22 protein-coding genes and 2 pseudogenes are annotated in these 25,658 nt (G+C 72.3%); 17 read left to right on the forward strand and 7 right to left on the reverse strand.

All coding sequences use genetic code 11. The features are described 5' to 3' along the window. Positions 1-2: 2 nt before the first annotated feature. Complete coding sequence (locus OG842_RS41225) at positions 3-1,016, forward strand: ornithine carbamoyltransferase (protein ID WP_266737814.1); 1,014 nt, start codon at positions 3-5, stop codon at positions 1,014-1,016. After that, entirely contained in the window at positions 1,013-2,413 is a 1,401-nt protein-coding gene (locus OG842_RS41230) for an MFS transporter (RefSeq protein ID WP_266737813.1), read from the forward strand. The genes OG842_RS41225 and OG842_RS41230 overlap by 4 nt, the downstream gene beginning before the upstream one ends. A gap of 83 nt (positions 2,414-2,496) precedes the next feature. Here OG842_RS41230 and OG842_RS41235 read toward each other — a convergent pair whose 3' ends face one another. Then, a complete protein-coding gene (locus OG842_RS41235) occupies positions 2,497-3,498 on the reverse strand; it encodes a hypothetical protein (RefSeq protein ID WP_266737811.1) in 1,002 nt (333 codons plus the stop codon). A 268-nt stretch (positions 3,499-3,766) separates the two neighbouring features. Between OG842_RS41235 and OG842_RS41240 the strand changes: the two genes are divergently transcribed. The 11 genes from OG842_RS41240 to OG842_RS41290 all read left to right on the forward strand — a co-directional run bounded on the left by OG842_RS41240 (position 3,767) and on the right by OG842_RS41290 (position 16,351). Beyond that, positions 3,767-4,558, forward strand: a complete 792-nt coding sequence (locus OG842_RS41240; RefSeq protein ID WP_328512718.1) for a Tat pathway signal sequence domain protein — start codon at positions 3,767-3,769, stop codon at positions 4,556-4,558. Positions 4,559-4,637: 79 nt separating this feature from the next. Next, positions 4,638-5,825, forward strand: a complete 1,188-nt coding sequence (locus OG842_RS41245) for an inositol-3-phosphate synthase (protein WP_266737809.1) — start codon at positions 4,638-4,640, stop codon at positions 5,823-5,825. After that, complete coding sequence (locus tag OG842_RS41250) at positions 5,822-6,853, forward strand: SCO3242 family prenyltransferase (RefSeq protein WP_266737808.1); 1,032 nt, start codon at positions 5,822-5,824, stop codon at positions 6,851-6,853. The genes OG842_RS41245 and OG842_RS41250 overlap by 4 nt, the downstream gene beginning before the upstream one ends. Then, positions 6,850-7,740 carry a sugar phosphate isomerase/epimerase family protein gene (locus OG842_RS41255; RefSeq protein ID WP_266737807.1) on the forward strand — a complete coding sequence of 297 codons (891 nt, stop codon included), beginning with the start codon at positions 6,850-6,852 and terminating at the stop codon, positions 7,738-7,740. The genes OG842_RS41250 and OG842_RS41255 overlap by 4 nt, the downstream gene beginning before the upstream one ends. Next, complete coding sequence (locus OG842_RS41260; protein WP_266737805.1) at positions 7,737-8,396, forward strand: EboA domain-containing protein; 660 nt, start codon at positions 7,737-7,739, stop codon at positions 8,394-8,396. The genes OG842_RS41255 and OG842_RS41260 overlap by 4 nt, the downstream gene beginning before the upstream one ends. Positions 8,397-8,451: 55 nt before the next feature. Next, entirely contained in the window at positions 8,452-9,309 is an 858-nt protein-coding gene (locus OG842_RS41265; protein WP_266737803.1) for a TatD family hydrolase, read from the forward strand. A gap of 12 nt (positions 9,310-9,321) precedes the next feature. After that, a complete protein-coding gene (gene eboE / locus OG842_RS41270; RefSeq protein WP_328512719.1) occupies positions 9,322-10,503 on the forward strand; it encodes a metabolite traffic protein EboE in 1,182 nt (393 codons plus the stop codon). Further along, on the forward strand, positions 10,500-11,876 hold the full coding sequence (locus tag OG842_RS41275; RefSeq protein WP_328512720.1) for a nucleotide pyrophosphatase/phosphodiesterase family protein: 1,377 nt from the start codon (positions 10,500-10,502) through the stop codon (positions 11,874-11,876). Before eboE ends, OG842_RS41275 begins: the two co-directional genes overlap by 4 nt. 35 nt (positions 11,877-11,911) lie before the next feature. Beyond that, positions 11,912-12,700: a 4'-phosphopantetheinyl transferase family protein gene (locus OG842_RS41280; protein ID WP_328512721.1), complete on the forward strand. Its 789-nt coding sequence runs from the start codon at positions 11,912-11,914 to the stop codon at positions 12,698-12,700. Positions 12,701-12,998: 298 nt separating this feature from the next. Then, positions 12,999-13,784 carry an ABC transporter ATP-binding protein gene (locus OG842_RS41285; protein WP_266737799.1) on the forward strand — a complete coding sequence of 262 codons (786 nt, stop codon included), beginning with the start codon at positions 12,999-13,001 and terminating at the stop codon, positions 13,782-13,784. Continuing rightward, positions 13,784-16,351 carry an FtsX-like permease family protein gene (locus OG842_RS41290; protein ID WP_328512722.1) on the forward strand — a complete coding sequence of 856 codons (2,568 nt, stop codon included), beginning with the start codon at positions 13,784-13,786 and terminating at the stop codon, positions 16,349-16,351. The genes OG842_RS41285 and OG842_RS41290 overlap by 1 nt, the downstream gene beginning before the upstream one ends. Before the next feature lie 170 nt (positions 16,352-16,521). Here the strand turns inward: OG842_RS41290 and OG842_RS41295 are convergent, their stop codons facing one another. Then, a complete protein-coding gene (locus OG842_RS41295; protein ID WP_266737797.1) occupies positions 16,522-17,532 on the reverse strand; it encodes a TauD/TfdA family dioxygenase in 1,011 nt (336 codons plus the stop codon). A 244-nt stretch (positions 17,533-17,776) separates the two neighbouring features. On the opposite strand from OG842_RS41295, the gene OG842_RS41300 reads away from it, so the two are divergent. Further along, a complete protein-coding gene (locus tag OG842_RS41300; protein WP_266737796.1) occupies positions 17,777-18,616 on the forward strand; it encodes a 4'-phosphopantetheinyl transferase family protein in 840 nt (279 codons plus the stop codon). Then, positions 18,613-19,227 carry a hypothetical protein gene (locus tag OG842_RS41305; protein ID WP_266737794.1) on the forward strand — a complete coding sequence of 205 codons (615 nt, stop codon included), beginning with the start codon at positions 18,613-18,615 and terminating at the stop codon, positions 19,225-19,227. The genes OG842_RS41300 and OG842_RS41305 overlap by 4 nt, the downstream gene beginning before the upstream one ends. Positions 19,228-19,262: 35 nt before the next feature. Here the strand turns inward: OG842_RS41305 and OG842_RS41310 are convergent, their stop codons facing one another. Next, the gene (locus OG842_RS41310; RefSeq protein ID WP_266737793.1) at positions 19,263-21,110 is read right to left on the reverse strand and encodes an AfsR/SARP family transcriptional regulator; all 1,848 of its coding nucleotides are present in this window, start codon (positions 21,108-21,110) and stop codon (positions 19,263-19,265) included. Between the two features lie 220 nt (positions 21,111-21,330). Here OG842_RS41310 and OG842_RS41315 point away from each other — a divergent pair, with 220 nt between their 5' ends. After that, positions 21,331-21,984 (forward strand): cutinase family protein, encoded by a 654-nt coding sequence (locus OG842_RS41315; RefSeq protein WP_266737792.1) that lies wholly within the window; start codon positions 21,331-21,333, stop codon positions 21,982-21,984. A gap of 85 nt (positions 21,985-22,069) precedes the next feature. Here the strand turns inward: OG842_RS41315 and OG842_RS41320 are convergent, their stop codons facing one another. The 3 genes and pseudogenes from OG842_RS41320 to OG842_RS41330 form a co-directional block, all read right to left on the reverse strand. Next, complete coding sequence (locus OG842_RS41320) at positions 22,070-23,128, reverse strand: BTAD domain-containing putative transcriptional regulator (protein WP_266737791.1); 1,059 nt, start codon at positions 23,126-23,128, stop codon at positions 22,070-22,072. Between the two features lie 158 nt (positions 23,129-23,286). Further along, complete coding sequence (locus tag OG842_RS41325; RefSeq protein WP_266737790.1) at positions 23,287-23,646, reverse strand: VOC family protein; 360 nt, start codon at positions 23,644-23,646, stop codon at positions 23,287-23,289. A gap of 19 nt (positions 23,647-23,665) precedes the next feature. Beyond that, positions 23,666-24,073, reverse strand: a pseudogene (locus OG842_RS41330) (ABC transporter permease); the annotation flags it as partial. 151 nt (positions 24,074-24,224) lie between these two features. On the opposite strand from OG842_RS41330, the pseudogene OG842_RS41335 reads away from it, so the two are divergent. After that, positions 24,225-25,030, forward strand: a pseudogene (locus OG842_RS41335) (TetR/AcrR family transcriptional regulator). A gap of 48 nt (positions 25,031-25,078) precedes the next feature. Here OG842_RS41335 and OG842_RS41340 read toward each other — a convergent pair. Beyond that, positions 25,079-25,558 (reverse strand): winged helix-turn-helix transcriptional regulator, encoded by a 480-nt coding sequence (locus tag OG842_RS41340; protein WP_266737788.1) that lies wholly within the window; start codon positions 25,556-25,558, stop codon positions 25,079-25,081. Positions 25,559-25,658: the final 100 nt, after the last annotated feature.

Below are 25,658 nucleotides of genomic sequence, written 5' to 3' on the forward strand. Positions count from 1 at the left end.
CCATGCGTCATCTGATCTCCATCGACGACCTCACCGACGCGGAGCTGCGGCGGATCGTGGACCGCGGTGCCGAGTTCTCCGCCGGTCTCGCCCGGCGGCCCGCACCGCTGGACGGCCAGGTGGTCGGCGTCTACTTCGCCAAGACCTCCACCCGCACCCGTACCGCCTTCTCCTCCGGCTCGCTGCGGCTGGGCGGCTCCCTCATCGCCTACGGACCCGGCGACCTCCAGCTCAACACCGGCGAGACCACCGAGGACACCGGCCGGGTGCTGTCCGGGATGCTCGACGTCCTCGTCGCCCGGACCGCCGGGCCCGAGGCCGAACTGCGCGGCTGGGCACAGCAGGGGACCATGTCCGTGGTCAACGCCATGACCGCCGAGGAACACCCCACCCAGGCGCTCACCGACCTCACCACACTGGTACGTCACTTCGGCCGCATCGACGGGCTGCGCATCCTGTACGCGGGCGAGGGCAACAACACGGCGGCGGCGCTCGCGCTCGCCCTCACCCGCTTCCCCGGCGTCCACTTCGAGGTCCGCACCCCGCCCGGCTACGGCCTCGGCGAATCCATCGCCCACCGGGCCCGCGCCCAGGCCGCCCGCACCGGCGCCACCCTGGTCGAGCGGCACGACATGGACGGGCTGACTGGCGGCTACGACGTGATCTACACGACCCGCTGGCAGACCACCGGCACCAGCAAGCCCGACCCCGACTGGCGGAACGTCTTCGCCCCGTTCCGGATCACGCCCGCTCTGTGGGAGACCAGCCCGGACGCCGTGTTCATGCACGACCTGCCCGCCCACCGGGGCGAGGAGGTCGTGGCCGAGGTGCTGGACGGACCGCACAGCATCGCCTTCGCCCAGGCCACCAACAAGATGCACAGCGCGATGGCGGTACTGGAGTTCGTCCGCACCGCCGCGAAGGCCGAGGAGCCCGCGAAGGCCGAGGAGCCCGCGGAGTCCGCGGAGCTCGGGGCGACCCCGTCCGGGGACCGCACCCTGGTGGCCGCGCGATGAGACCCGCGACCGATACCGCGACAGACTCCGCGCCCGACTCGGTGACCGACCCGGCGGCACTGCCGTGGCTGCTGGCCGCCGAGCAACGGGACGACGCCGTACCGGAGGAGACGCACCGGACGACCGCGCAACCCGAACCGGTGGCCGAACCGGTGACGGATCCTGAGGGCGAGGCCGCGGCGCCGCCCGTGCCGCTGCGGCGCAACCGTGACTACCGCCTGCTCTGGGGCGGCGCCGGCCTCTCGCTGCTCGCCGGGCGCGCCACCGCCGTCGCGTATCCGCTCGCCGTCCTGTGGGCGACCAGGTCACCCAGCGACGCCGGGCTCGTCGGGACCGCGCTGCTGCTCCCGCAGCTCGTGGTGCAGCTGCCCGGCGGCGCGCTCGTCGACCGCTGGGACCGGCGGCGCGTCATGCTGGGGACCGGACTCGGCCAGGCGGTGGTGGCCGGTGTGATCGCCGCGCTCCTGCTGAGCGGCCACATCTGGCTGTGGGCGCTGCTGGCCGCCGCGTTCGTCGAGGGCACCCTCGGCGTGCTGTTCCAGCTGGCCGAGCGGGCCGCCGTGCCCGCCGTGGTGCCGTCCGAGCAGATCGGCGCCGCGATGACCGGCAACGAGGCCCGTACCCGTGGTGCCGCCATCGCGGGCCAGCCGCTGGGCAGCGGACTGGTCACGCTCGGCTCCGCGCTGCCGTTCGTGGCGGCGGCAGCCGGTCAACTCGCTGCTGTGGCCTGCCTGTTCGGGGTACGTGGGAAGCTTCAGCAGGACCGGAAGGACGCGCCCCGGACGGCGCTCGCCGCCGAGGTCCGCGCCGGTCTCGTCTGGATGTGGCGCCAGCACTTCCTGCGGGCCGTGATGGCCGCCGTCGCCGTCTCCAACATCCTCTTCCAGGGCCTGAACCTGGCGGTGATGTCCGGCATCCAGTCCGCGGGCGGCACCGAGTTCCAGGTGGGCGTCGTGCTCTCGCTCAGCGGGGCGGGCGGCCTGGTCGGGGCGCTCAGCGGCGGGCGGTGGACCGAACGCCTGTCGATGCGTGCCCTGGTGATCGGCGGGCTGGCGGTGTGGGCGGTGCTGATGGTGCCCGTCGCCGTGCTCCGCGACCCCTACGCGCTGGGTGCGATCTTCGCGCTGAGCGGCTACGTGGGCGGTGTGTTCAACGTGGCGGGCGGCGTCTATCTCGTCCGGATCGCACCGGACAGCATGCGGGGCCGGGCCAACTCCCTGGCCATGCTGGTCGGTGGCGGTGCGATGGCCGCCGGCCCGGTCGCGGCCGGCTTCGCCCTGGAGGGCCTCGGCCCGACCCGTACGGTCCTCGGGCTCAGCCTCGCGATGGCCCTGACGGCCCTCGCCGCGCTGATCTCCCCGGCCCTGCGCCGTGGCCCGTTCCCGGCGGCCGACTGACGTTACGCTCCCGGGCGTCCGGCATACGAAGGAGGGGGTCACCGCAGCCGCGGTGACCCCCTCCTCCGTGTGCGTCGGGAGCATCAGCCCCCGGGTGAGTCACGCCGGTCGCGCGACGCGGTCGCGAGCACCACGGCGATGGCCACCGCGACCGCGCCGACGAGCCAGGCGGCGGTGGTGAGCGTGAGCCGGTCGGGTTCGAGCAGCGGCTGACCCCGCTCCGCCTGCCACAGCAGCAGGGCGGTGAGCCCGGCATGGCCGGCACCGCCGACGACGATCAGGGCCGTACGCGTACCCTCGCCGCGCAGCAGCGGCAGCCGTCCCGCGAGCATCCCGAGGCCCAGTGCGGCGAGCGGCAGCAGCTGCAGCGCGTGCAGGCCCACGAAGTGCGCCACCCGCAGGTCCCCGCCACCGGTCGCCCAGTCGGTCAGCGGCAGACCTGCACCACCGTCCAGCACCCCGACGCTGTGCGCGCCGAGCGTGGACGGATGCTCCCCGGCGTCCATGGCCCGCTGCTGCGCGGCCGTGGGGGTGGTCATCAGATAGCCGATCGACATGCCCGCCAGGGAGACGAACAGTCCGATCGGGATGGCCCAGGCCAGCGGCCGGTCCACCTTGCGCTGCCACAGGAGGAAGACCCCGAGCAGCAGCGTCATGGTCCAGCCGATGTACGCCGCGCCGCCCATCGCCTTGACCAGTACGTCGTTGAACGTGGACGACACGTTGAAGTGGCTGCGTTCGCCCCGTACGGCCTGGAACGTGATGATCGATATCTCCGGGACGATGAACAGCACCACGGTGACGGTGCCGAGTCTGCGCAAGGTGCGCTGCCAGCGCTCCGTCCGGCCGATCATCCACGCCAGGGTGATCGTGTACAGGCCGAAGGAGACCGCGAACTTCAGGGGTTTGAGCCACACCCCCTCACCCAGCACGGTGCGTCCGTCGAGGAACAGGCCGCCCGCGGCTGTCACCGCGAGCAGTGCCATGGCCCCCGCGCACCAGGTGAGGGGGCCGTGTAATCGGGGGATGCCCCCGTTGTCGTTGGTGTCCTTCCGTTCGACCCGGGCGCTTGTGATCGTGACCACAGTGACTCCTTCACTGGTGGGGGCAGTGACCGGTACCGGCCGCCTGTATGGCCGAAAAACGATGTAGGGATTCGTACATCCGTTTCCGGAAGAACGTAATCCGTTGCCATATCGTCCCGGCATCGCAGCGGTTTCGGTGCCTCTCGCATCCCCTTTGACCAGGCAATACGCCCTGCAAGCGGCGTTATAGGACGCACATAGTCCGGGCCGCGAGAGTCGTCCCATCACCGAAGTCCTCCGCACCGCCACTGACGAAGGAGATCCACCGATGCCGCAGAACACCATGGACCGCCGGGGCGTCCTCAGGGCCGCCGCCGGTATCGCCGGGGCGGCGGCCGCGGTGACGGTGGCCGGCGCTCTGCCGGCGGCCGCCCACGGCCGGTCCCGCAGCGAGTTCCCCGAGATCCCGGGCATGGTCGGCGACCGTCGCGCCAACGAGTTCTGGTACGAGTACGACGAGCGCTTCTACTTCAACCCGACGCCCGAACTCGTCGAGGCCGTCGACGTCATCGTCAAGCCGTTCGGCGGCTTCACCAAGGTCGACTCGGCCTGGGCCGCCACCCGCTCCGGCGGACGCTACCCGCGCAGCTTCCTGGAGCTCATCCAGCCCAACCGCGACGCCTTCGTACTGCTCTCCGACGCCCAGCGCGACGTCTACCGCGAGTTCTACGGCAACGACCCGGTGGGACTTGTCCGCGCCTTCCAGGACTTCGGCCAGGGCGTCCTGTTCGACCCGCGCCGCTCGGACGGCAACAAGGTCCACATGATGAACTTCACGCCGCCGGACTTCACCCACGCCTACCACCGCTGGCACCCCTTCCTGGCCGGCTTCCGGCTCCTGGACATCGACGTGAAGTGGTGGACGCACATCAACCGGCTCGCGGGCGTCTCCTGGGAGCTCCAGTCCATCGGCCAGCCGGCCATCGACGCGAACGACAACAAGCGCCTGGCCCCGCGGACCGTGCGCGGTGTCACCCGCAAGTGGCTGCACCGCAGCCCGGACCAGCTCGACAAGGCCTTCGACACCTACCCGTACCCGGTCGACCTGGGCAAGTTCTAGAGCCTGCCCGACCCTGATCCGCCGGACAGGCCACAGGACCGCAGCTCACCCCCGTAAGACTCAGGAGGCACAGCCCATCATGCGAGCCACGACCGGAACTTCACCCCGCATCGGCGTCTGGATGATCGGCGCACGAGGCTCGGTCGCCACGGCCGCGACCGTCGGCGCCACCGCGATCGCCGCGGGCAGCGCCTCCTGTGACGGATGCGTGACGGACCTTCCCCCGTTCCGTGACGCATCGCTCCCGGCCCTCGCCGACCTCGTGTTCGGCGGGCACGACATCGTGTCCGTCCCACTGACGGCGAGGGCCGGGCAACTCGCCCTGGCGGGCGTCCTGCCCGCCAACCTCCTCGACGGCGTGCGCGGCGCCCTGGAGGCCACCGACCGCGAGATCCGCGACGGCTCGCAGCGGCCCGGCGAGCCCCAGGCCGAGGCCGCGGCGCGCTTCGCGGCGGACATCGTCTCCTTCCGCGAACGGCACGCCCTGGAACAGGTCGTCGTCGTCAACGTCTCCTCCACCGAGCCGCTGCCCGACCCCGACCCGGCCTTCCTCGACCTCACGGAGCTCGACGAGGTCCTGGCCACCAGCACCGACCTGCTGCCGCCCAGCTCCCTGTACGCGTACGCCGCCTTCCGCGCCGGCTGCGCCTACGTCAACTTCACCCCGTCCGCGGGCGCTTCGCTGCCCGCCCTGGAACAGCTCGCCCGCGCCTGCGGCGTCCCGCACGCCGGGCGCGACGGCAAGACCGGCGAGACCCTCGTCAAGAGCGCGCTCGCCCCGATGTTCACGCAGCGCGCCCTGCGCCTGCGCTCCTGGTCCGGCACCAACCTGCTCGGCGGCGGCGACGGCGCCACCCTCCAGGACCCCGAGGCCGCCCGCAGCAAGACCGAGTCCAAGCAGCGCAGCCTGGAGGAGACCGTCGGCCACCCCGTCCAGGGCCAGGTCCACATCGACAACGTCCCCGAGATGGGGGAGTGGAAGACCGCCTGGGACCACATCTCCTTCGAGGGTTTCCTCGGCGTCCGGATGTCCATGCAGTTCACCTGGCAGGGCTGCGACTCCGCCCTCGCCGCCCCGCTCGTCCTCGACCTCGTACGGCTGGCCGCCCACGGCCGCCGCCGCGGGGAATCCGGGGCGCTCACCGCGCTCGGCTTCTTCTTCAAGGACCCGGCCGGCTCCCGCGAGCACAACCTCACCCTCCAGTACGAGGCCCTGACCGCCTGGGCGAACACCCCGGTCCCGGCCGCGATCGGCATCCCGCGATGAACACCACCCTGCGCACCTACGCGGAACTGGTCCGGGCCCCGGCCGCGATCACGGTCCCCGGCGACGTCGTCGCCGGGGCACTCGCGGCGGGCCGCCCCGGCATCCGCCGCACCACCGGCCTCGCCGCGTCCTCCGTCGCCCTGTACTGGGCGGGCATGGCCCTCAACGACTGGGCGGACCGTGCCGAGGATGCCACCGAACGCCCCGAACGCCCCATCCCGTCCGGCCGCCTCACCCCGCGCGCCGCCCTCGCCACCGCCATCGGCCTCACCGGCGCGGGCCTCGGCCTCGCCGCCCTCGCCGGTGGCCGGCGCACCCTGCTGCGCCGCACCCTGCCGCTGGCCGCCGCCGTCTGGGCGTACGACCTCGGCCTCAAGTCGACCCCGCTCGGCCCGGCCGCCATGGCCGCCGCCCGCGCCCTGGACGTCCTGCACGGCACCGGTCCCGGACGCGTGGCCGCCGCCCTCCCGGCCGCCACCGCGGTCGCCGCGCACACCTTCGCGGTGACCCGCCTCAGCCGCCACGAGGTCGACGGCGCGCCCACGAGCGAGCCGAAGCTGTCCCTCGCGACGACGACCGCGATCGCCGGAGCGGGCGCGGCCCACCTGCTGGCCACCGCCGGCCCGCGCGCCGCAACCGCCAACACCGCCCAACTGCCCACCCCCGCCCGGTTGTTCTCCGCCGCGGCGGACGGCGCCCACCTCGGCGCCCCCGCCGCGTCCTCCGTCGCCGCACTGCTCGCCGCCGCCGGGACACCGGACGCCCCCGCCGCCCGCAAGTCCGCCCGCGCCCTGGTCACCGGAGCGGCCCTCGCCACCTACGCGGGCACCTGCACCCGCGCCCAGACCGCCGTCGTCCGCGACCCCTCCGCCCCGCGCGTCCGCGCCGCCGTCGGCGCGGGCATCCACGCCCTGCTGCCCCTCCAGGCCACCCTGGTGGCCCGCGCCGGAGCACCCCTGCTCGCCCTGCCGCTCGTCGCCGCCCTGCCCCTGGTGGGCCGGCTCGCCCGGAAGGTGTCCTCGACATGAGCCACCGCCCGGACGCCCCGCCCCCCGGACTGCGCTTCGCGTACGGCACGAACGGCTTCGCCGACCACCGGCTGCCCGACGCGCTGCGCGTCCTCGCCGACCTCGGCTACCAGGGCGTCTCCCTCACCCTGGACCACCAGCACCTCGACCCCTACGCCCACGACCTGCCCCGGCGGATCGCCGAGACCCGGCGCGCCCTGGCCGCCACCGGCCTCGCCGTCGTCGTCGAGACCGGCGCCCGCTACCTCCTCGACCCCTGGCGCAAGCACCGCCCCACCCTGCTCTCCGCCGAGCCCGAGGGCCGTGAGCTGCGCCTCGGGCTGCTGCGCCGCGCCATCGGCATAGGCGCCGAACTCGGCGCCGGGGCCGTCCACTTCTGGAGCGGCACCCCGGACCCCGGCACCACCCCGGAACAGGCCTGGCAGCGGCTGGTCGACGGCTGCGCCGAGACCGTCGCGCACGCCGACGCCACCGGGATCGACCTCGCCTTCGAACCCGAGCCCGGCATGCTCGTCGCCGACCTCGCCGGCTACCGCAGGCTCCACCGCGAACTCGGCCTCCCCGACCGCTTCCGCCTCACCCTCGACATCGGCCACTGCCGGTGCCTCGAACCCCACAGCGTTCCCCGCTGCGTCGAACTGGCATCCGACCGCCTCGCCCATGTCCAGATCGAGGACATGCGGCGCGGCGTCCACGAACACCTGCCGTTCGGCGAGGGCGAGATCTATTTCCCGCCGGTACTGCGCGCCCTCGGTGCGGCCGGGTACCAGGGACTGGTCTCCGTGGAACTGCCCCGGCACAGCCACGCGGCAACCGCGACCGCCCGCCACAGCATCGAATTCCTGCGTACCGCAGCAGCCCTGTCGAAGGAGGCCGAACCCGTATGACAGCACCGACCGTCACGGCGGCACCGACCACCGTGCACCACACCCTCACCCTGCGCGCCCTCACCGAGGGGCTGGGCTCCGCCCTCGGCCACGAGCACCGCGCCCGTCTCGCCCAGGACCTCGCGGCCGTCGCCGAACAAGGCCCGGCCGCCCTCGACAGCCGCTTCCCCGCCGCCGGCCGCGTCTACGGCCGGGGCAGGCTGCCCGGCTGGGCGGGCTGGAGCGTCGAGGACGGTGTACGCACCAGGCTCCTCGCCCAACTGAAGGCCGAAGGCGAGGAGTTGGCGCAGGAGATCACGGAGCGCTACCGCAACGGCGACGCGGCGGAGCGGCGCGGCGTCCTGTGCGCCCTGCCCTTCCTGCCGCTGGGACCGCACGCCGTCCACCTCACCGACGACGCCCTGCGCACCAACGACAACCGGCTCATCGCCGCCGCACTCGGCCCCTACGCACGGGTCCACCTCGACCAGTACCGCTGGCGCCAGGCCGTCCTCAAGTGCCTCTTCACCGGAATCCCGCTGGCCAAGGTGGCCGGACTGCACGAACGCCGGGACGCCGAACTGGCCCGGATGGCCGTCGGCTTCGCGACCGAGCGCCGCGCGGCCGGCCGCACCGTACCCGCCGACCTGTGGCTGGTCGCCACCCACGACAGCTGAGCACCGCCCCCGGCCCGCGACGGAGCCGGGCCACACACCCCGACGGAGATTGGCCATGCGTATATTCGACCCGCACATCCACATGACGTCCCGGACCACCGACGACTACCGGGCCATGTACGACGCAGGTGTACGCGCCCTGGTGGAACCGGCCTTCTGGCTCGGCCAGCCACGTACCCACCCGGCCAGCTTCGCCGACTACTTCGACGCCCTGCTCGGCTGGGAGCCCTACCGCGCCGCCCAGTTCGGCATCCGGCACCACTGCACCATCGGACTCAACCCGAAGGAGGCCAACGACCCGCGCTGCACCCCCGTGCTCGACCTGCTGCCGCGCTACCTCGCCAAGGACTCCGTCGTAGCGGTCGGGGAGATCGGCTACGACACCATGACCGACGCGGAGGAGCACGCGTTCGCCGCGCAGCTCGACCTCGCCGTCGAGTTCGGGCTGCCCGCACTCGTCCACACCCCGCACCGCGACAAGGCCGGCGGCACCGCCCGCTCCCTGGCCGTCATCGAGGAGTCCGGGATCGAACCCGGCCACGTCGTCCTCGACCACCTCAACGAGGTCACCGTCACCGAGGTCGTCGGAACCGGCTGCTGGATGGGGTTCTCCATATATCCGGACACCAAGATGACCCCGCAGCGGATGGTCGACATCCTCAAAAAGTACGGAACGGAGCACATGCTGGTGAACTCGGCGGCGGACTGGGGACACAGCGATCCCCTGCTCACGAGGATCACCGCGGAAGCCATGCTCGAAGCCGGTTTCGACGAGGATGATGTCGACCGTGTCATGTGGCGCAACCCGGTCACGTTCTACGGGCAGTCGGGCAGGCTTGACCTGGACGGTTACAACGATGTGCAGGCCGCGGGGCTGTACGCCGGAAATTCGATCGCCCGCGGCGGCAGTTGAGGTCGATACATCATGCGTCTGCACCACTCGGACTCCACCACCATCCACCTCGCCTACTGCACCAACGTGCATCCGGCGGAGACCCTCGACGGAATCACGGCCCAGCTCACCGACCACGCGGAACAGGTGCGCCAGCACCTCGGCACCGACCTCGTGGGCCTCGGCCTCTGGCTCCCCGCCGACGTGGCCCACCACCTCGCCGACCACCCCGCCGACACCGCCGCGCTGCGCCGGGCCCTGACCACCCGGGGCCTGGAGACCGTCACCCTCAACGGCTTCCCCTACCGAGGCTTCCACACCCCCGTCGTCAAACGCGGCGTGTACTTCCCCGACTGGTCCGAGCCGTCCCGCCTGACCTACACCCTCAACCTCGCCAAGGTGCTCGCCGGACTGCTCCCCGACGACGCCGCCCGCGGCTCCATATCCACCCTGCCGCTGGCCTGGCGCACCCCCTGGACCGGCGTGCAGCGCTCCACCGCCGCCCGGCACCTCGACGACCTCGCCGCCGGACTCAAGCAGATCGAGGCCGAGACCGGCCGCACCATCCGCGTCGGCCTGGAACCCGAACCCGGCTGCGTCGCCGAGACCACCGCCCAGGCATCCCGGGCCATCGCCGGCGCCGACCACGACTGGATCGGCCTGTGCCTGGACGCCTGCCACCTCGCCGTCCAGCACGAGGACCCGTCGAGCGCCGTCGCCGCCCTCGTCGCCGAAGGCGTGCCCATCGTCAAGCTCCAGGCGTCCTCCGCCCTCGTCGCCGACACACCCGCCGACGCCGAGTCCCGCGAGGCGCTGCGCCCCTTCGCCGAACCCCGCTTCCTGCACCAGGTCCGCGAACAGCGCCCCGACGGCACCCTGCACGGCTCCGACGACCTCGCCCCCGCCCTCGCGGGCGCCCTGCCCGGCGACGCGCCCTGGCGCATCCACTACCACGTACCCCTGCACGACCAGCCCGAGCCGCCGCTGCGCAACACCAGCGACTCCCTCCAGGAGACCCTGCGGGCGACGTTCGGCGGGGAACACCCCCTCACCGACCACGTCGAGGTCGAGACATACACCTGGGACGTCCTGCCCGCCGGGCTCCGGCCCACCGGGGCGGCCGGCATAGCCGCCGGGATCGCCACCGAACTCGAATGGACACACGGCGAGTTGATCCGGCTCGGCCTCACCGAGCACGGGGGAGGCACCCCATGACCGACCGCCAGGTCGCGGTCCTGTGCACCGTCGGCCTCACCCCCCGCCTCATCGGCGAGATGCCGCACGTCGCGGCCATCGGCCAGGAGGGCTTCACCGCCCGGCTCGACACCGTCTTCCCCGCGGTCACCGCCACCGTCCAGGCCACCCTCACCACCGGCCTGCTACCCCGCGACCACGGGGCCGTCGCCAACGGCTGGTACCACCGCGACCACGGCGAGGTCATGATGTGGCGCCAGCACAACGCCCTGGTCCAGGGCGAGAAGGTGTGGCAGGCCGCCCGGAAGCAGGACCCCGGACACAGCACCGCCTACCTGTGCTGGTGGTGGGCCATGGGCGCGGACGTCGACACCGTGCTGACGCCGCGACCCGTCTACCACTACGACGGCCGCAAGTCCCCCGACTGCTACACCAAACCCGCCGGGCTGCGCGATGAACTCACCGCCCGCCAGGGCGAGTTCCCCCTCTTCAACTACTGGGGGCCGACCGCCTCCATCGCCTCCACCCGGTGGATCGCCGGCGCCGCCCGCCATGTCGTCGACACCCGCCGCCCCGACCTGTCGTTCATCTACGTGCCCCACCTCGACTACGACCTCCAGCGCTACGGCCCCGACAGCCCCCAGGCGGTGCGCGCCGCCCGCGAGGCCGACGCCGCGCTCGCCCCGCTCCTCGGCGACCTGCGCGACCGGGGGACCACCGTCGTCGCCCTCAGCGAGTACGGCATCAGCCCCGTCTCCAGGCCCGTCGACATCAACCGCGCCCTGCGCCGCGAGGGGCTCCTCTCCGTCTACAGCCAGCGCGGCATGGAGTACCTGGACCCCTGCACCTCCCGCGCGTTCGCCGTGGCCGACCACCAGGCCGCCCATGTGTACGTCGCCGACCCCGCCGACATACCGCGCGTCCGCGACGTGCTGAAGCGCACCGAGGGCGTCGACGAGATCTGGGACCGCACCGAGCAGGCCACGTACGGCATCGACCACCCCAACGCGGGCGAGCTGGTCGCCGTCGCCGAACCGGACGCCTGGTTCACGTACTACTACTGGCTCGACGACACCCGCGCCCCCGACTTCGCCCGCGGCGTCGAGATCCACCGCAAACCGGGCTACGACCCGGCCGAACTCTTCTTCGACCCCGCCGACAAGGCGGTGAAGGCGAAGGCAGCACTCACCCTGTTGCGCAAGAAGGCCGGGATGCGCGCACCGCTCACCGTGGTGCCGCTCGACCCGGCCCATGTCAGAGGCAGCCACGGACGGCTGCCCCAGGACCACCGGGACGGGCCGCTGCTGCTGTGCTCCGACCCGGGGCAGGAACGGGACCGCTACCACGCCACCGAGGTGAAGGACTTGCTCCTGCGCCTCAACGGACTGGCCTGAGACCGGCCGTATCGAAAGGATCGAGAGGAGGCCAGATGACACCTCGGCGGAGTACCGCGATCAGCGAGGTGCGCATACCCCGACCGGCGCTCGAAGCGGTTCGCCGGATGCAGGAGTCGGGCGAGATCCACGTGTGGTGGTGGCCGCTCGGCGCACGGACCGACCCGGCGGACTACGCCGTTCTCGACGAGGTGGAGCGGGGCCGGGCCCAGCGCTTCCACGCCGAGGCGGACGCCGCCGCGTTCACCGCCACCCGGGCCGGTGCCCGGCGGGCCGTGGCCGGGCTGCTCGGCGTCGAACCGGGAGAGGTCGGCTTCGGCCGGCGGATCTGCCCCGGCTGCGGCGACCGGGAGCACGGCCCGCCGGCCGTCACCGACCCGCCGGTCCCGCTCGCGGTCAGCCTGTCCCGCACGGCGGGGGCCGGAGCCCTCGCGGTACGGGCGGGCAACTGGGTGGGCGTCGACGTGGAGGCCCTGCGGCCGGTCGAACCGGCCGGCCTGGCCGAGGTGGTCCTCACCGACCCGGAGAGCGCGTACGTCCTCGGCCTGCCCCCGGGCCCGGCCAGGGACGCCGCCTTCCACCGGGCCTGGACCCGCAAGGAGGCGGTGGTCAAGGCCGTCGGCCTCGGCCTGCTGGGCATGCCGCTCAACACGCTGGACGTCGCTCCGGCGCAGGACGGCCCCGTGCGGGTGGTGCACCGCTACCGCGGTGAGGAAACGCGGTGGCAGGTGACGGACGTCGACATCGGCGACCGCTGGGCGGCCTCCGTGGCCCGCCCGGAGACCAGCCCCCCGGGCCCGGTCCACACCCACGCCCCGGCGTGACGACGGGCTTCGCGCCGCAAGATCCCCTTCTTGCGGCGCGAAGCCATGCCCGGACCCCGCCGCGCCCTCCCCGCCCCCGGAGTCCCGGTGGCCCGCACCGGACACAACACACTCGCACCGGCGTCGCGGGCCGGCGCGGCGGCCCCGGCCCGGCGACGATTGCCTGGTCAACTGGCCGAAAAAGACACTAAGTAGATCGAATATAGAACTACGGGCCACGCTCGACCCGATGCCATATACGCTCGAAAATCATCCCCTTGAGACCCGGAACCGCACTACGGAGAGGACAGGTCGCAACATGGTGACCGAGACGAGCCGCCCTTCCCTCGACAACGGCTACAACACGGTCAACCGGGGGCACGCCCTTCGTCTGGCCGACGTGACCAAGGTGTACGGCAAGAACGGCCGCGGCGTGCGTGCCCTGGACGGGGTCTCCGTGGGGATCGAGCGCGGCTCCTTCACCGCTGTGATGGGCCCGTCGGGTTCCGGCAAGTCGACGTTCCTGCACTGCGCGGCCGGCCTCGACAAGCCGACCACCGGCCAGTCCTACATCGGTGACACCCAGCTCAACGACATGAACGAGACCCAGCTGACGAAGCTGCGCCGCCAGCGCATCGGCTTCGTCTTCCAGGCGTTCAACCTCATCCCGTCCCTGTCGGTCCGCCAGAACGTCGAGCTGCCCCTGCGCCTCGCGGGCGAGAGCCTCGACAACAACTGGCTCGACGAGATCCTCGGCCGCGTCGGCCTGGGCGGCCGGGCCGCCCACCGGCCCGCCGAGCTCTCCGGCGGCCAGCAGCAGCGCGTCGCCATCGCCCGAGCCCTCATCACCCGGCCCGACGTCATCTTCGGCGACGAGCCGACCGGCGCCCTCGACACCGTGACCGCCAAGGAGATCCTCTCCCTGCTGCGCGACTGCGTGAACGAGACCGGCCAGACCGTCGTCATGGTCACCCACGACCCGGTCGCCGCCTCGTACGCCGACACCGTCCTCTTCCTGGCCGACGGCAAGATCGCCGGAAAGATGGACTCCCCGACCGCCGACCGCGTCGCCGAGCGCATGACACACCTGGGAGCGTGGGCCTGATGCTGCGCTACGCACTGCAGACGCTCAAGGCCAGGAAGGGCGGCTTCATCGGCGCCTTCCTCGCCCTGTTCTGCGCCGCCGCCCTGGTCACGGCCTGCGGCATCCTCCTGGAGACCGGGCTGCGCGGCACCATCGCCACCGAGCGCTACGCCGCCGCCCCGGTCGTCGTCGGCGCCGACCAGAACGTCCACCAGACCACCATCAAGAAGAAGAAGGGCAAGGTCAAGGAGAAGCACAAGGCGAAGCCGCTGGCCGAGCGGGTCTGGCTGCCCGAGGGCACCACCACGAAACTCGCCGCCTTACCCGGTGTCCGCAAGGCGGTCCCCGAGACGAACTTCCCGGCGTACGCGGTCGGCCCCCAGGGCCAGATCGTGCCGGGCATCGACGGCAAGCCGTCCTACGGCCACGCCTGGACCTCCGCCGCGCTGACCCCGTTCGAGCTGACCGACGGCAAGGCACCCGCGGGCGCCGACGAGGTCGTCCTCGACCGGGAACTCGCGGCCCGTACCGGCCTCAAGACCGGCAGCAGCGTCGTCGTCCAGTCGACCGGCGCCCCGACGACGTACAAGGTCAGCGGCATCGCCGCGGCCCAGGGCGGTGACCTGCACCAGCAGACCTCGCTGTTCTTCTCCGACGAGACCGCCCGCGAGCTCTCCGGACGGGCCGGCCAGGTCGCGACCATCGGCCTGCTGCCCAAGCCCGGCGTCTCCACGAGCGAACTCGCCGACCAGGCCGAGAAGGCCCTCGACGGCGACGGCCGCAAGTACGCCATCGCCACCGGTGGCGAGCGCGGCCCCATCGAGTTCCTCGACGCGGGCAAGGCCCGGGTCAAGCTCGTCTCCATGGGCGGCGCCATGGGCGGTACGTCGCTGCTCGTCGCGATCCTCGTCGTCGTCGGCACCTTCGCGCTCTCCATCCAGCAGCGCTACCGCGAACTCGCCCTGCTGCGCGCCATCGCCGCGACCCCCAAGCAGGTCCGTCAGCTGATCGGCCGCGAGGCCCTGATCATCGGCGGCCTCGCGGGCGGCCTCGGCTCGGTCGTGGGCCTGCCCATCGCGTACTGGCTGCACAGCAAGTTCATCGACTTCAAGGCCATCCCCGACACCCTCGAACTCACCTTCAGCTTCGTGCCGTTCACCGCCGCCGTCGGCGCCGCACTGCTCGGGGCGTGGGTCGCGGCCCGCATCTCCGCCCGCCGCACCGCCCGCATCCGCCCGGCCGAGGCCCTGTCCGAGGCGTCCATGGAACAGCGCCACTTCGCATGGGGGCGGCTCGGCGTGGGGATGCTCGTCCTGGCCCTCGGCATCGGTGTGGTCGTCCTGCTGGGCTTCCTGCGCACCGAGCCGGCCTCGCAGCCCGTCACGTTCCTGTCCGTCGTGGTCCTCGCCGTCGCGGTCTCGCTGCTCGGCCCGGTCATCGCCCGCATCGCCGTTGCGATCCTCGGGATCCCGCTGAAGTTCTCGCGCGTCGGCGGCCACCTCGCGACCGCCAACGCCCGCGCCAACGCCAAGCGGATGGCCGCGGCCGTCACCCCGCTGGTCCTGCTCATCGGCATGGCCTGCACCGTCCTGTTCGTGCAGACCACCATGGGCGACGCCGCCTCGGCCCAGGCCAAGGCGGGCAACAAGGCCGACTGGGTGGTCGCCTCGAACGGCCCCGGCGTCCCCGCCGAGGCGACGGACGCGCTGCGCGCCGTACCGGGCGTCACCCAGGTCACCGAGATCGTCCGGACCCAGGTCCGCATAGGCCTCGACAAGTACCCGGCGCAGGGCATCTCCGCGCAGGGCCTCACCACGAACTGGGACCCCGACGTCTCGCAGGGCAGCCTCAAGGGCTTCGGGGACAAGAGCGTCGCGATGAGCGACGTCTCCGCCGACCACCTCGGCAAGAAGCCCGGCGACACGCTCAAGGTGACGCTCGGCGACTCCACCGTGGTACAGCTGAAGGTCGCCGCCGTCTACGAACGGGGCCTCGGCTTCGGCGACCTGACCATGTCGCACGACCTGGTCGCCCAGCACGTCGACAACCCGCTCGCCTCCTCCGTCCTCGTCAAGACGGCCGGCGACGGCAAGGCGGGCCGTGAGCACCTGACCGGCGCCCTCAAGCGCTTCCCGGGCATCGGAGTCCTCGACCGCACCCAGGTCGACGACGTCCAGGCCGACGTCCAGCAGTCCAACGCCGAGGTCAACTACCTCGCGATGGGCCTGATCATCGCGTTCACCGCGATCGCCGTGGTCAACACCCTGGCCATGTCGGTCTCGGACCGCACCCGCGAGTTCGCCCTGCTGCGGCTCGTCGGCACGACCCGCCGCCAGGTGATGTCGATGCTCAGGATCGAGTCCGCGCTGATCGTCCTGGTCGCCGCGGTGCTCGGCACGGCCATCTCGCTCGCGGTGCTCACCGCCTTCAGCGTCGGGATGACGGGCGCCGCCCAGCCGTCCATCGACCTGCCGATGTTCCTCGGGGTCCTCGGCTTCGCCGCGGTGCTCACCGCGCTGGCGACGCTGGTCCCCGGCCGCTTCGCGCTCGGCGGCCGCCCGGCGGACGTCATCAGCGCCCGCCAGTAGGCCGAAGCGTCACGCCAACACCACAGGGGTGTACGGGAGTTCAGCTCCCGTACACCCCTGATTGCGAGCCGGGCGGGACGTCACGGACACAGCCGAGGGGCCGGCCCCCGGTGCGGGGGCCGGCCCCTCGGCCTGCCTGGCGGATACGGACGTCGCGTGCGTGGCCCCGCTCAGCCGAGGACCGCACCGTTGCCCGCCCGGTCCACCCGGCTGCGCCGGTGGTCCAGGTGCGCGTACACCCGGTGCAGCCAGCGGTCCGCACCGTCGTAGGCCGGAGTGAACGACGTGCGGCCGTGCACCGCGAGGCGGTTGTCGACGACGGCCAGGTCGCCGACGCGCAGCGACAGCGCCGACATCGTCTCCATGAACGCGTCCCGCAGCTCGGCCATGGCGTGCCGGGCCTCGTCGTCCAGCGGATGCGTGGCGGAGAAGTCCACCAGCACATTGGGGTCCTCCGGGTCGCCGTTCAGCACCGCGTGGGCGGGCGTCACGCTGTCCAGGGCGCCGAAGGACGGCGGCGGCTCGGTCAGGAACCGCGGCTCGCTGAGCACTGCCCGCGCCTTCTCGGAGAGCAGCGGAAGCGCGCGGCGGATGGAGGACGTGCACAGCTTCGCATCGCCCGTCGGGTCCTCCCGCACACACAGCAGGCCCACGAAATCCGGGCGGTTGTCATGGAATGCGTTCTCGATGTGGAGTTCGAGGAGAACGGAACCCGCATTGCTCTGCGAGGACTCGCTCCCCGGAACGGGAACGACATTCTGCACGAGCGCGCCGGTCTTTTCGTTACGGAATGCTATGACCTCTCCGAGATGCAGCATCGCAGTGGTGATGACGGATGCGGCGACCGTGGGAAGACGCTCCACCGACCCCTTCACGGCCGGCGTCGGACGCAGCGGGTCGTCCGCCACCACCGGCAGGTTGCGCAGCAGCAGGACCCCGTCGGGGCCCGCGTCGTGACGGAACGCGCGCAGCGCCGAGAGCAGCCTGCGAGGAAGCTGTACGGAGGCCTCACGCGCGGCGTCCAGCCAGCGGAGGTCGTCGATCCTGCCGTCCGCGGACCCCTTCGGGGTCAGCTGCTCGGCGACGGCGACGAGTGCGTTCTGCTCGGCCTCCGTCAGCTCCACGACGGTGCCTGCCGCCGCTGCCGAAAGCGGCAGGGAAAGCGTATGGGTCTCGGACATGTGGACATCCTCGGGTCGGTCGGAAATTACCGTCCCAGTCTCCGAGGAAGTGCTATCGCGACCCTACGGGGAATTCGGGCCCAGGTATCTGCCCGGACACATATAGACGGCCCGTAGCCGCCGGGCGGACGATCGCACCGTGGCATTTCTGTCCGCACGGTCGGCCGGGCGGAGGAATCGGAGGCCACGGGAAGACGCGAGAGGTCGACAAGGACCGTGAAGGAATAAGGAATGGGGGCAGTCCATGGCGTTCGTACCCGGAACACCGAAGAGCACGGGGACCCAGCAGCCTTCCCGGGCAGCGCCCGGGACACCGGATCTCGCCGGTGCGGCCCACGTCTGGTGGTGGCAACCGCCGCAGCGGGTCGTCCCCGACGATCTGGCGCTGCTCGGCACCGACGAATTCCACCGCGCGCTCACCCTGCTGGCCGAGCGGGACGTGGCCGCCTTCGTGCACACCAGGGCCGGGGCGCGCCGCGCCCTGTCCGAACTACTGCTCGTGGCACCGCAGTCCATCGAGCTGGGCCGGCGCCAGTGCCCCGGCTGCGGGGACCTCGGGCACGGCCCGCCGGTGATCGAACACCCCGAGGTGCCGTGGGCGATCAGCATGTCCCGTACCGCGGGGTGCGGTGTCTTCGCGCTCGGTGAGGGCCATGCCATCGGAGTCGACGTCGAGGCCGTACGGCCCATGCGTCAGCCCTCGTTGTACGACTCGGTACTGACCGACAACGAACGCGCACACCTGCTGACGCTGCCGCCCGGACCGGCACGCGACGCGGTGTTCCACCGCGTCTGGACGCGCAAGGAGGCCGTCGTGAAGGCGGCCGGGCTGGGACTGGTGGGCACCGCGCTGAATGAGCTGGAGACCTGGCCGGCCCGTCACGGACCGGTCCGCGTACTGCACACGCACTCCGGCCGGACCACCGTCTGGTCGGTCCAGGACCTGCGGCTCGACGACCGGGTGGCCGCCGCCATCGCCCGCCCGCCCGGTGGTGCTCCGCCCGGTCCCGTTCACATCCACTCCGTACTCGGCCCGCCCGGGGAAACCGATGCGCCCGACACCGAAGGAAGCCGACCGTCATGACGACGCAGCCCCTGGAGACCGCCCCGATGGCCCCGGCCGCTCCGGCCCCCCGGGCCGCCTACGCCGATGAACTCGCCGACCGCAGCCCGCTCACCGCCGACATCGGGGAGCTCGACGGCAACGTCGGGCAGCTCGACGCCGGCCTCGGGGCGCTCGACGACGCCGAACTGAGCGGATACTTCGCCGAGCTCGCCGCCGCCGTCGAGCAGGCGGATCCCGGGCCCGCCGCACGCGGCGGCTGGGAGGAGCGCGAACGCGTCCGGGTCTCCGTCTGGGTGCGCACCGCCTACGAACACCCCCTGTCCGCCGCCGTGTTCGGCTGCCCCGGCGGCCCGGTCGCCCACGAGGTACGGGCCGCCCAGGCCGCCGAGCTCGGCTTCCGCATCGATGTCGGCCGGGGCCGCGCCGTACCGGCCAAGCCCTCCGCCGAGGTCCGGGCCGTCGCCGCCGTCGCCGCGATGTGGGCGGTCACCGCGACCGCCTTCGGCACCGCCCCCCGGCCGCCCCGCGAACGCGTCGTCGCCGACGCGTGGACCGTGGTCCGCGAGACCATCGCCCCCGCGCTCGTCCCCGAGATCCCGACGTACTCCTGGACCCGCGGGACGTGGTGACACCACGGACGACGGCGACTTCCCGGCCACCGCGGTCACCCGACCGCGGTGGCGCTGTCGTGCGCGGCGGGCGAACGCCGGGCGGGGGAGACCGGGCCGAAGGCCGCCGGGTCCGCCGGGTCCAGCGACGCCGCGTACAGGAGGACCAGCTCATGGCACCGGTACAGCGGGAGCCCCTGCGGATCGAGCCCCGAGAGGTCGAGCAGTGCGGTGTCCACCAGCGACTCCAGCACCCGCTCGGCCTCGTCCTCCGACACCGCGAGCCGCACCGAGGCGTCCCGGGCCGAGAACGGTTCCGTACCGGCACCGGACAGCGCCCTGAGCGCCTGCGGGGCCCCGGCGGCCATGCGCCGCACCGACGGCAGCAGCGCCGCCCGCACATCCAGATCACCGAAGGACAGCTCGGCGAGCCGCTCCGCCGGATCGGCGAGCCGGTCCGCGAACCGGCGGGCCGGCCACGACGGCCGCGCCGCGAGCCGGGCTCCCACCACGGCCAGCGCCAACGGCAGCCCTCCGCAGTACGCGACCAGGTCGTCGGCCGAGTCCGGGTCGTCCCTCAGCCGCTCCTCACCGGCCGCCGCCGCCAGCATCGCCAGGGACTCGTCGTCGTCCAGCGGCGCGAGCGCCACGGTGTCCGCCCCGGCCACCCGGGCCAGCCGGGCCCGGCTCGTTATCAGTACGGCCGCCTGCGGGCTCGCTGGCAGCAGCGGCGCCACCTGGAGGTCGCCGACCGCGTCGTCGAGGACGACGAGGAGCCGCTTGCCGGAGGTCCGGGCACGGTAGAGCCGGACCAGCTCGTCGCGGTCGAAGGCGCGCGAGTTCCCGTCGAGACCGGGCTCGCCCAGTGCCCGCAGCAACCGCACCAGCACCTCGCCGGCGTCCTTGGGCGTGCCGTCCTGATCGCACAGCTCGGCGAAGAGCTGACCGTCGGGGAAATGACCGGTGCTCTCCTCGGCGGCCCGTACGGCGAGCGCCGTCTTGCCCACCCCGGCCATCCCGGTCACCAGCAGGCGCCGGGGCCGGTTCGTCCCGGCCGCCAACCGCGAGGTCAGCAGGGACAGTTCCGCGGACCGGCCGACGAAGCCGCAATCGGCGGCCGGAAGCATGGTGGGCACATCGGACCGCCCCCGCGCTGCCCCTGCACCTCGCAACCCCAACTCCCCGCCCAGCACCGCCTGGTACGTCGCCCCGAGCACCTCGCCCGGGTCCACCCCCAGCTGATCGACGAGCACCTTGCGCCCCTCGTAGTACGTCTGGAGGGCATCGGCCTGCCGCCCGCACCGGTACAGCGCGGTCATCAGCTGGGCGCGCAGCCGCTCCCGTACGGGATGTTCGGCGACCAGGCCCGTCAGCTCGGCCGTCACCTGCTCGTGCATGCCCAGCGCGAGATCCGCCTCGATGCGGTTCTCCAGCGCCAGCATCCGAGCCTCCTCCAGCTGCGGCAGCTCCGCCTCCAGAAGGAACTCGGTCACGTTCGACAGGGCCGGACCACGCCACCACCCGAGCGCCTCGGTCAGCAGCGCCTGGGCATCGGCGTGACGCCGCTCCCGCAGCGCCTCGCGGCCGAGCCGGTCGAGCCGCTCGAACTCGACGACATCGATCCGGGCCCCGGGCGCCCGCAGCACGTACCCGGGCTGCCGCCGCACGATCTCGACCTCGTCACCGAGCAGCTTGCGCAGCCGCGACATGTACGTATAGATCTGCGCGCTCGCGGTGACGGGTGGGTCCCACCCCCACAGCAGCGCGCCGAGTCTGGAGTCCGAGACGACCCGCCCGTGTGCGAGCAGCATCGCGGCAAGGACCGTGTGCACCTTGGAACCGGACAACGCGATCCAGTCCCCGTCACGCCGGGCCTCCACCGGCCCGAGAATCCGGAAGTCCATGCGGCAAACCCCTTTCAGGTCTGAGCCTCCTGCATGGAACCCGAAGGTAGGCGGCACCCTTATCCATGGGTTATCGCCGTCGGCCGGACACCGATACCGCCCGCCGGAGCCGGGTTTCATCGCGATGTCATCGACCGCTGCCACTGTGTTCCTCGACCCGGGCCGGCCGCGTACCGCACCGGAATGCGGCCGCGTCGGCCAACCACATGCGGAGGACGGAATGCGAACAAGAAGGATCGCGGCCGCGGCAGCCGGTCTGCTGATGACAGCCGGGCTCTCGGTGGCACAGGGGACCACGGCACAGGCGGCGGCTCCGTGCGACGGCACCTACACGATCGTGGTCGGGGGCACGGGCAGCTCCTGGAACAACGACGGCTTCACCGGCAACATCCAGCAGCACGTCGGGTACCCCACCACGATCCCCAACGGCGCGAGCGCCCGCGCGGGCGTCAACGAGCTGAACCGGCTGGTCCGCGACCAGCGCGCGGCGTGCCCCGGCCAGCACGTCAAGATGGCCGGGTACTCCCTGGGCGCCGCGGTGGTGCACATCTGGGTCACCGAGAACTGGCAGACGTTCGACAACGTCAACGCCATCCTCATCGCTGACCCCAAGCGCCAGGGCAACCCCGGTGCCAACGGCGGATCCGTGCCCTTCGGCGGAATCGTCGGCGCACCGCTCGCCGGTGCCGACAAGTTCTTCGGCAACATTCCGGTCAAGACCATCTGCCACTGGGACTACGTCTGCGACGAGTCCGCCGGCATCTGGACGTACCCGGCCAACCACGTCAACAACTACCCCGAAGACTTCAACATGGACCACCACAACGACAGCGCCAACGAGCAGTGGTACAACGGCGCTTGGTACCCCGCGTAACCACGGACGCCCTTCACCGACTGTCGGCGGCCGGGACAACCGGCCGCCGGCAGACGGTGATCCACCGCCGACGCCCCGGGCCCTATCACGGCGTGATACCTCTGAGCCCGGCCTCGTCCCCGCACAGAATCATCCGGTACGTCAGCCGCAGCAGTCGGCCGGGACGAACCCCCAGGGCATCGGCGAGCCGCCGACGGGTGCGAGCGAACACGGCCACCGCGTCGGCCTGTCGCCCGTCGCGGTAGAGCGCACGCATCAGCATCGCCGCCACCGACTCGTTCAGGGGATGTTCCGCGGCGAAGGCGGACAGCTCGGCGACCGCCTCGGAGTGCCGGCCCAGCCGCAGCTGCCACTGGGACTTCCGCTGCACGACGGCGATCCTGCGCTCGCTGAGCCGCAGCCGCTCCAGTTCGGCGAACGGTCCGGGCAGACCGGCCAGCGGTTCCCCGCGGAACAGCTCCAGCGCCCGGGAACACAGCCGGACCGCCTCGGCCGTCTCGCCCGCCCGGTCGGCCGCCCCGGCCTCGGTGACCAGCGCCTCCATCCGCGCCACGTCCACCTCGACCCCACCGGCGGCCAGCCGGTAGCCGCACCGGCCGTGCTCGATCAACGGGTCGGGGCCGCCGTCCCCGAGGCGCAGCTTCTTGCGCAACCGGTAGATGTACACCGGCACCACATTCGTGACCGGTGGCTCCATCCCCCACACCCCGTCGAGCAGCTCCTGCTGGCTGACCGTCCGCCCCGTGCACAGCGCCAGTGCCGCCAGTACGGCCTGCTGGCGCAGATGCCCCGGATCCAGGATCCGCCCGCCCCGCCGCACCTCCAGCGGCCCGAGCACGGAGATCTCCACCTTCGGCCCGCCCACCGTCCGCGCCACCGGCACCACTGCCTGCGGACGGGGACCGCAACCGGGCACGACCAGGCCGCAGTCGAAGGCGTGGACGATGGCGGCGGCCCGGTCGCGCAGCCCGAGCTTCATGAGGATCCGCGCCAGATGCCCGGCCACGGCGTCCTCGGAGACGGCGAGAGCGGCAGCGATCTCGTCGTCCCGCAGCCCGCAGCCGACCGCGTGGAGCACTCTTCGCTCCTGACGCCCGAGCAGTGCGGCGGTCGGCCGGCGGCGGGTCGTGACGGTCGTCGGCATCGCTGCTCCCCGGGCTCCGGACTGGTCGTTCTGGCGGGCACCGTCGAAAAGCTAGTGGCGGGAGTACCGAACGAGGCATCCGGAACGATCCGGAGTGACAGGCGCCGGGCGCAGCGAGCCGGGCGGGACTTCACGGAACGGACACGGCCCAGGGGGGCTCAAGGGCCCTCGATGCCGACGACGGTCCCGAACGGGTCGCGCAACTGGGCGATCCGCCGCCCCGGTTCGATGACCAGCGGGCCCCGGTGGTGCTCGCAGCCGGCCGCCAGCAGCCGCTCGCGCACCCGGTCGAGGTCGTCCACTCCCCAGTACACGACCGGGCTGCCGCCCCGGGGGTTGCGCTCGTCGTCGGCGGGGTGGAAACCGACCTCGACCCCGCCGATCTCCACCCAGGCGTAGACGTCCCCGGCGTCGCTGACGTCCATCCTCATGGGGACGTCCAGCAGCTCACCCCACCAGCGGGCCGACGCCTCGGGGTCCAGGGCGAAGGTCATCACGGTACGTACGCTGTCGAACAAGGCCCACCTCCACCACCGATTATCGGTCGAGCCGCCGGAACCGCCGTATCGCCAGGGGCAGGAAGACCGCCGTCAGCAGCACCGGCCACACCACCGCCATCAGCATCGCGTGCTGCTCGATCCAGGAGTTGCCGCCGCCGACCGGTGTGCCGAACAGTTCCCGGGTGGCCGCGGACGTGGAGGAGACGGGGTTCCAGGCCGCGACCGGGCCCAGCCAGCCGGGCATGAGCTGCGGGGCGACGAAGATGCTGGAGACCATCGTCACCGGGTACGCCACCGCGAACAGCCCGCCCGCGGCCTCGGGGTTGGGCACGAGCAGCCCGAGCCACACCCCGGTCCAGATCAGCGCGAACCTGAGCCACAGCAGCAGTCCGAAGGCGGCGAGGAAGCCCCAGCCCCCGTCCGGCCGCCAGCCCATGGCCACCGCGCCGTACCGCTTCTCGAGACCCTCCGCCCGTACCGCGTAACCGCCGCTTCCGTCACTCATGGGTGCCCCCTCCCACTCGTCAACTGGGTACACCGTGCCCGATTATGCGTACGCCGTACTCGGTGTTTTCGCGCGGAACTAAACTGCCGTCATGACGAGCAGTACGCAGACCAGTGGCAGCGGCGACATCAACCGGACCCTCGAACTGCTGTGGGACACCGGCCGACGGCCCAGCCGGGGCCCCAAACCGGGCCTGACCCTGGACCGGATCGTGGCGGCGGCCGTCGACGTCGCCGACCGGGAGGGGCTCGGCGCGGTCTCGATGCGCAGGATCGCCGCGGAGCTGGGCACCGGTGCGATGTCGCTGTACCGCTACGTCCCCGGCAAGGGGGAGCTGCTCGACCTGATGCTGGACCGCGTCCAGCGCGTGTCCGAGGACCCGGCCGACTTCGGCGACGGCGGCTGGCGCTCGACCCTCCAGGTCCTGGGCCACGCCACTCTCGCCCTCTACCGCCGCCACCCCTGGCTGCTGGAGGTCAACCAGTCCCGCCCCGTCCTCGGCCCGAACGCGCTCGACGGCATGGAGAAGGTGCTCGGCCGGATCAGGTCGAGGGGCTGCCGGACCCCGAACTGGTCTCGGTGATCATCCTGATCGACGGGTACGTGGTGGGGGCCGCCCGCACGCAGGTGTACCAGGAGGAGGCCGAGCGCACGTCCGGTCTGACGGACGCGAAATTCTGGGAGGCCCAGCAGCCCGTACTGGAGAAGGCCATGGCCAGTGGGCGCTATCCCGTCATGGCCTCCTTGTCCGAGGAGTCCTTCGGCACGGGCTTCGACCACTTCGAGTTCGGCCTCCAGCGCATCCTGGACGGGCTGGAGATGCTGGTGGCGGCGCGCGACGAGCGCCGCGCGGACGGCTCCGTCACCGGTTCGGCAGCGCCGGAACAGCCTTCGTAGCTCTCGTGGCTCTCGTGGCTTGAACGACGCGGCGCGCGCGAAGACCGCTCACCGGCCCGGCGGGCGGTGGGGCGTCGTGGTGCCGTCGAGTTTGGTGACGACCGTCTCGTCCGGGGTGAGGAGCCGTCCGTCCTGCGCGCGGACCTCCAGCGGGAGCAGGGGGAGGCCCTGGCGGCGATCGGTCAGTTCCGAGTGGAGCTCCCCGGGTTCGAAGAACCGCGCCTCGCCCCACTGACGCAGCGCGACGATGACGGGGAAGAGTTCCCGGCCCTTCTCCGTCAGCTCGTACTCGTGGTGGGCGCCGCCGTCGGGCGCCGGTACCGAGTCCAGGATCCCGCCCGCGACCAGGGTGCGCAGCCGGGCGCTCAGGATGTTCTTGGCCACCCCGAGGCTCCGCTGGAACTCGCCGAAGCGCCGGCTCCCGTCGAAGGCGTCGCGCACGATCAGCAGCGACCACCAGTCGCCGATCGCGTCGACCGACCGCGCGACCGGGCAGTCGCTGTCGTCGAACCGGGTCCGTTTCACCATGTTGTCCTCCTTCGCCGCCGACGGGCCGTCCACGACGGTTGCAACATGCTACCAGTTACGTCTACGGTCACGGGTGGCAACATGCAACCAAGCTGCTGGA

It is taken from the genome of Streptomyces sp. NBC_00376 (assembly GCF_036077095.1).
Taxonomy (GTDB): Bacteria; Actinomycetota; Actinomycetes; order Streptomycetales; family Streptomycetaceae; genus Streptomyces.